We start from the raw sequence: 6199 nt of genomic DNA on the forward strand, positions 1-6199 counted from the left end.
CCAAGATTTATCTGTCCGTCCGTAACGTAAAATGCTATGATGGAATCAATGTATAGTTAAAAGAAGGTAATGAAACAATGCGTAAATTCCGTTGGCTGATCCTGTCGCTACTGACGCTTCTCCTGGTGCTGGTTCCTGCAACTTCGGGTCATGCCCAAGCGTTATCGAAAAAATATGTTCAATCGACCACCCCAACCATCTTTTTCCATGGTTTTGGTAGCAGTGCCCATGCGGAACAGTACATGGTTGATAATATCATGAAGGCTGGCGTCAGCAAGACCGCGATTGTTGCCAACGTGGCGGCAGATGGTCAGGTTACCTTACAAGGCCGTATTCCAAAGGGGGCAATCAATCCCCTGGTCGAGGTCAATTTTGAAAATAGCCGTAACTCCGACTATGACCTCCAGGGACAATGGGTCAAGAACGTCGTCGTCAAGCTTCAGGACACCTATCATTTCAAGAAGATGAACATCGAAGCCCACTCGATGGGAAACATGGCGGTAATGTACTATCTGCTCAACAATTGCCAGAACAAGAAGCTCCCCCAGCTCCAGAAACAGGTGGCCATGGCCGGAACCTTCGATGGGGCGATGGGCTGGAACGAACCCGCTGATCTGACCATCAATGCCAAGACGGGTAAGCCCAATAAGATGAACGACACCTACCAGAAGCTCCTGCCGTTGCGCCAAACCTACCCTCGCCAGACGCGAGTTTTGAATATCTACGGTGACCTGGGTAATGGCAACGATAGTCAAGTTACCAACAATTCTAGCAAAACGTTGAAGTACCTACTCAACGGTCGCGCAAAGTCCTATGCTGAAAAGAAGATTACCGGTGCCAATGCCAAGCACGAGCTCCTTCACCACAACCCGCAGGTTAACAAGGTCCTTATCCAATTCTTCTGGGGTAAATAATTGACAGCATGACATTTGATACAATCAAAAAAAAGCATTCAACTTAAGCTGGTTGAATGCTTTTTGCTTCGGAAAATTTCCGGGTTAATTGCCGGAAAGCTCATCGATACTACTGGTTAATCATAGTATCCGTTGGGCAATGTGGAAGTAATGCTTATATAGAGCCGTATAACGTCCCGAATTTTTCTTCACCAGCCAGGGCTTATCACGTCCACAATAATGCAGAATGACCGTATTCTTAATTACCCAGTCAGTTGTCCATTCGCCAAACGAGATGGTTTCATAAATCTGTCCCTTACGTGTGTCATAGTTATAGAGCTGATCAGGAACGGATTTGATGTTCTTGCCATAAAGAGCGTTAAGCACGTCCTGGTCGGGCAGCAACAGGATATGTTCCCGGATGTATTTGAAAATATCCTGCGGGCGGACCCGTTGCCGAATGGCATCCAGGTTCATCAGTAAAACTCCAGAGTTGTAGTAACCGTCGGCATCGAAGTTCTGGAGACGGATCTTGTTAATTACCTCGGTTGTATTTGTCAAACCGGTATGGATGGCAGAGGCGTAAAGATAATTCGTCAAGTTAGTCTCATATAGACTGGTCAGGTCGTTAATGCAGAGCACGTCGGCATCCAAGTAGAGAATCTGATGGAGATTATCGGGTAGAAGTTTGTGCGCCAGAAGACGGTAATAGATCGTCGTTGGGTAACGATCGGTGACGGGGGCATCCTTAAACATCTCGTTCTTCACCATCACGGGGTGGTAGGTCATCCCCAGTTGTTGACAAAAATCAGCCAGTTTAGGCCCCTGCTGTAGCGGCTCCTTTTGGATCACGTAGACATCGAAATTCTGGGCCTTAGTATTGACCTTAATTGACAGCAATACGGTCGCTAACTGTGTAGTATAATGATCATCAATTGAGAATAGTAAGTTCATTTCAACGGTCCTCCTCATATTGTCTTATTATAACAGAACCGGCTAAATGAATTTAGGAACGGAGAATCATTATGAAGCAAGAAGAGCAAATTGTCGCAGTTAAACAATACACTATTGAGAAGCTCGGCCAGGATAAAACCGGACACGGCATGGACCACATCAATCGGGTCGTCAAAATGGCCCGGCGGTTGGCCATTGGCGAGGGGATCGATCCATTCCTGCCGGTCGTGGCCGCCTACCTCCACGATACAATCGACGAAAAGCTGGTCGCCAGTATCCCCGCTGCCAAGCAGGAGCTTAACGACTATCTAGTAGATCATGACTTCACCACTACGGAGATCGCTACCGTCATGGATGTGATCAGCAACATTTCCTTTGCCCATACCCTCGACGGCGAAGAGATTCAGCTCTCCCCGATTGGCAAAATTGTCCGGGACGCTGACTGGCTGGATGCAATCGGTGCCCTTGGCATCACCCGGGCCGTCTACTACGGGGGTGCCCACCACGAGAAGATTTATGATCCAGCGGTTAAGCCCCGCCAGAACATGAGTCGGGAAGAATACCGTAACCTCGCCGATGAGACGATCATCAACCACTTCTACGAGAAGATCCTTAAACTAAAGGACATGCTCCAGACTAAGACTGCCCGCCAAATCGCCGAACACCGACAGCAGGTCATGCTAGACTTCTTGGATGAATTCAAAGCTGAATGGAAGGCTGAACGGTAACGCAAAAACCGCCTTGCTAGCAAAAATACTAGCAAGACGGTTTTACTTATTTTTCGGAATCATTATGGTCAGTTGAGGTGACCCAATGCTGCCAAAGCCACCGAACGGCGATCGCCAGCAACGGAGTCAACACTGCGTAAAGCAAAGCGGTCAGAATGCTGGTGGAGAACCCCAGCTGGACAAAAGCCCATACAGTAGCTCCCTGACCGTCGAACAGCCAACCAGCGATCGCCAGACTACCCTCGATCAGGACCAGTTGCACCAAACCGGCAACAAGGCCGAGAAAAATCAGCTGTTGGTGAGTGACGCCCTGGTCACGCGGCAATTGCCAACCAATCAGCCAGGCCAGTAAAGCAACCGTTAGCAAGATGTCAATTACAGTTGCCCACCCGGCAGTCCCAAATATGAACATGATGATCAGTGCCAAAACGGTAGTCAAAATGGCCCAGCCCGTCCCTGCGGCTAGCAGGACTGCTAAGCTGATAATGCCAGCCCATGGAGCAACGAAGACTCCTGTTGGCAGAATAAAGCGGGCACTGACGAAGCCGGCGAGCACCATTAGTACTACCGCCACCACTGCCAGGGTTACCGATTTACTATTTATCCGCATGATCTTAAAGCGGCTTCTTATCAGTATCCTGCATCCAAGCGAGGGCCAGGGCGCCTTCACCAAGGTGGGTACCGATAACGGGGCCAAAGTAACTCAGCTCAAACTTAATATCTGGGAAGTCCCCCTGCAGTTTTTCCAGCCACTTTTGGCCAGCCTCCTCCGCGTTAGCGTGGAAGACAATTCCCCGAACTGGGTAATCGAGCTTAGCAAGGTCTTCCTTGAAGATCTGTTCGCAGCGTAGCTTAGCCTTTTTCATCGAACGAACCTTTTCAAAGGCCTCAATGGCGTGGTGTTCATTATGGAAGCTCAGCAATGGCTTAATCTTTAAGATAGAACCCACAAATGCGGAGGCATTGGAAAGCCGGCCCCCTCGGACAAGGTTTTGCAGGTCATCAACTACGAAGACTTCGTTAATCGTGTCCCGCAATTGGGTCAGCTTAGTGATAATGGTATCCAGGTCCTCACCGGCTTCCACCAGTTGCGCCGCCTGAATTGCCAAGTAGCCCATCAGCTTGACCGTGATTTGACTATCAAATGGGACAATCTTGATGGTGTCCTTCATTTCATCCGCGATCTGCGTGATGTTGTTCAAGAAACCGGAGATTGACTTCGCCAGGTGAATACTGATAACGGCATCGTAACCTTCATCGGCCAACTTTTGGTAAAGTTCCATCATTTCACCGATCGAAGGCTGAGAGGTACTAGGGAAGGTACTGGAAGTCTTCAGGAGATGGTAAAACTCTTCGGTTGTGATATCAACGCCTTCGCGGTAACTCTTACCGTCCACAACGAATGGAATTGGGACAACGTGAATATGATTGGCGGCCGCCTCTTCTGGAGTAAGGTAGGCGGTGCTGTCGGTTACAACAGCAATTTTCATTGTATCGTCCTCCATTTTTATTGATGATTTTAATAATAATTGCTTTGAAGTGGATAAAAATCCACATAATATAAGAAGCATACCACATGCCAAAGCATAAACCAACTTATTTTGATAGACAAACCCTTAAACTTGTTCGCATGAATGGAAAAACGGTATAATAGATCTTGCACGATTTTGAACGTTATATCAATGAAAGGAGCGCTTTGCATGTCCTTTGACGGCTTTTTTACCCATGCAATGGTGCATGAACTAGACCAAACACTAACCACCGGGCGGGTGGCCCGGGTAAGCCAGCCTTATCCGGCCGAACTGATCATTACCATCCGGGCGCACCGGCACAACCACGCCCTCCTGCTTTCGGCCAACCCAACCTACCCGCGGATTCAGATCACCACGATCCCCTACAGCAACCCGGCGGTCCCCACCAACTTCACGATGACCCTTCGCAAATATCTCGAGGGAGCCATCCTGCATTCGATTGAACAAGTTGGCAACGACCGGATCATCAAGCTGACCTTTGATACTCGCGATGAACTAGGTGATAGCCAGCAGTTAGTTCTGGTTAGCGAAATCATGGCCCGGCACAGTAACATTTCACTGGTCAACAATAAGACCGGAAAGATCATCGATACGATCAAACACGTCGGTTCGGATCAGAACCGGGTGCGGCTACTGCTGCCGGGGGCAACCTTCGTCATGCCGCCCAAGCAGGATAAGCTCAATCCCTACCTGCCCAACCAGCTTTACAGCGATCTGATCAAGCAGTATCAGGATCCGCGAGAATTGGCCCACCAGCTTCAGCAGGGTTATGAAGGTCTGGGCACCGATACGGCCCGGGATCTTGCTGACCGCCTGCTCGCCAGTGACCACCTGCCGACGACCTACCAGCAGTTTATTCAACAGTTTGATTCCCCAGATCCAGTAATTATCAATGGTAAGCGCAAGTCGTTCATGGCTTTCCCGCCGTTAAATGCCGAAGCGGACTCTCTGCAGCATTACCCGACCCTCTCTGAAATGTTGGATAACTATTACGCACAAAAAGCCCAGCAAGACCGCTCAAAAGAGTTGGCCGGGCAAGTCATCAAAGTTATCAAAAATGAGTTGAAGAAAGATCGCCGGAAGGTTAAGAAGTTTAATCAGCAGCTGGCAGACGCGGATGCTGCCGACCGTTATCGGATCCGGGGGGAGATTTTGACAACCTACCTTGGCAAGCTCAAGCCCGGCATGAAGGAGATTACCCTCCCAAACTTCTATGACGATAACAAGCCACTGAAGATCGAGTTGGCCCCAGAGCTGTCACCATCGCGTAACGCTCAGAAGTACTTCACCAAGTACGATAAGTTGAAGGCCTCCGTTGCCCATGTCAACGAACAGATGAAGCTGACCAATGATGAGATCGCCTACTTTGAAAACATTCAGAACCAGATCGACATGGCTGAACCTGCTGACATCCAGGAGATTAGGCTGGAATTGCAACAGCAGGGCTATATCAAGGGCAAAAAGCAGAAGAGTAAGAAGCAGCGCAAGGTCCGCCTCAGCAAGCCTGAGCAGTTCCACACCAGTGATGGCACCCTGGTGATGGTCGGTAAGAATAACCTGCAGAACGACCGGCTGAGTTTCAAGATTGCCAATAAGAACGAAATCTGGCTCCACGTCAAGGACATCCCCGGCTCCCATGTTGTGATCCGCTCGACCGACCCGAGCGAGCAGACCATCCTGGAGGCGGCCCAGCTCGCGGCTTACTTCTCCAAGGGCCGTGATTCGGACAATGTTCCGGTCGACTACCTGCCGGTCAAGCGGCTCCACAAGCCGAATGGTGCTAAGCCTGGCTTTGTAATATTTAGAGGTCAGAAAACTTTGTACGTGACGCCGCATAAGCTTTAGAATTAGAAGAATCCAAAAACTACTGAAAAATGAACGTTTCTGGTAATGACTCATGGTTATTACCGGAGACGTTTTAGTTTACTTTAATTGTTGGATTTTGTAACACGTAATTTTTAGATTGCTACAAGTGTTTCATGAGTGATTGGTCTATAGAGCAATTGTTTTTTGGGGGGATTTCTTTTTAATTTTTTTGTTTTATTTTAGTTAAAGTAAATTTCAACTTTGCATTAAATTATCTGGATCCAAT

At 48.7% G+C, this 6199-nt stretch carries 6 protein-coding genes; 3 read left to right on the top strand and 3 right to left on the bottom strand.

The window, feature by feature from the left end:
- Positions 1 to 77: 77 nt before the first annotated feature.
- Positions 78 to 914 carry an alpha/beta hydrolase gene (locus tag ACI31J_RS05755; protein WP_439773482.1) on the top strand — a complete coding sequence of 279 codons (837 nt, stop codon included), beginning with the start codon at positions 78 to 80 and terminating at the stop codon, positions 912 to 914.
- Positions 915 to 1034: 120 nt separating this feature from the next.
- On the opposite strand, the gene ACI31J_RS05760 is transcribed toward ACI31J_RS05755, so the two are convergent.
- On the bottom strand, positions 1035 to 1847 hold the full coding sequence (locus ACI31J_RS05760; protein ID WP_439773483.1) for a glycosyltransferase family 8 protein: 813 nt from the start codon (positions 1845 to 1847) through the stop codon (positions 1035 to 1037).
- Positions 1848 to 1918: 71 nt separating this feature from the next.
- Between ACI31J_RS05760 and ACI31J_RS05765 the strand changes: the two genes are divergently transcribed.
- A complete protein-coding gene (locus ACI31J_RS05765) occupies positions 1919 to 2575 on the top strand; it encodes an HD domain-containing protein (protein WP_439773484.1) in 657 nt (218 codons plus the stop codon).
- Positions 2576 to 2621: 46 nt separating this feature from the next.
- Here the strand turns inward: ACI31J_RS05765 and ACI31J_RS05770 are convergent, their stop codons facing one another.
- Both ACI31J_RS05770 and ACI31J_RS05775 read right to left on the bottom strand, forming a co-directional pair.
- On the bottom strand, positions 2622 to 3185 hold the full coding sequence (locus ACI31J_RS05770; protein ID WP_439773485.1) for a hypothetical protein: 564 nt from the start codon (positions 3183 to 3185) through the stop codon (positions 2622 to 2624).
- Positions 3186 to 3189: 4 nt separating this feature from the next.
- Entirely contained in the window at positions 3190 to 4065 is an 876-nt protein-coding gene (locus ACI31J_RS05775) for a DegV family protein (protein WP_439773486.1), read from the bottom strand.
- A 210-nt stretch (positions 4066 to 4275) separates the two neighbouring features.
- Here ACI31J_RS05775 and ACI31J_RS05780 point away from each other — a divergent pair, with 210 nt between their 5' ends.
- A complete protein-coding gene (locus ACI31J_RS05780; RefSeq protein ID WP_439773487.1) occupies positions 4276 to 5952 on the top strand; it encodes an NFACT RNA binding domain-containing protein in 1677 nt (558 codons plus the stop codon).
- Positions 5953 to 6199 lie beyond the last annotated feature (247 nt).

The organism is Limosilactobacillus sp. (assembly GCF_051873075.1).
Lineage (GTDB): Bacteria > Bacillota > Bacilli > Lactobacillales > Lactobacillaceae > Limosilactobacillus.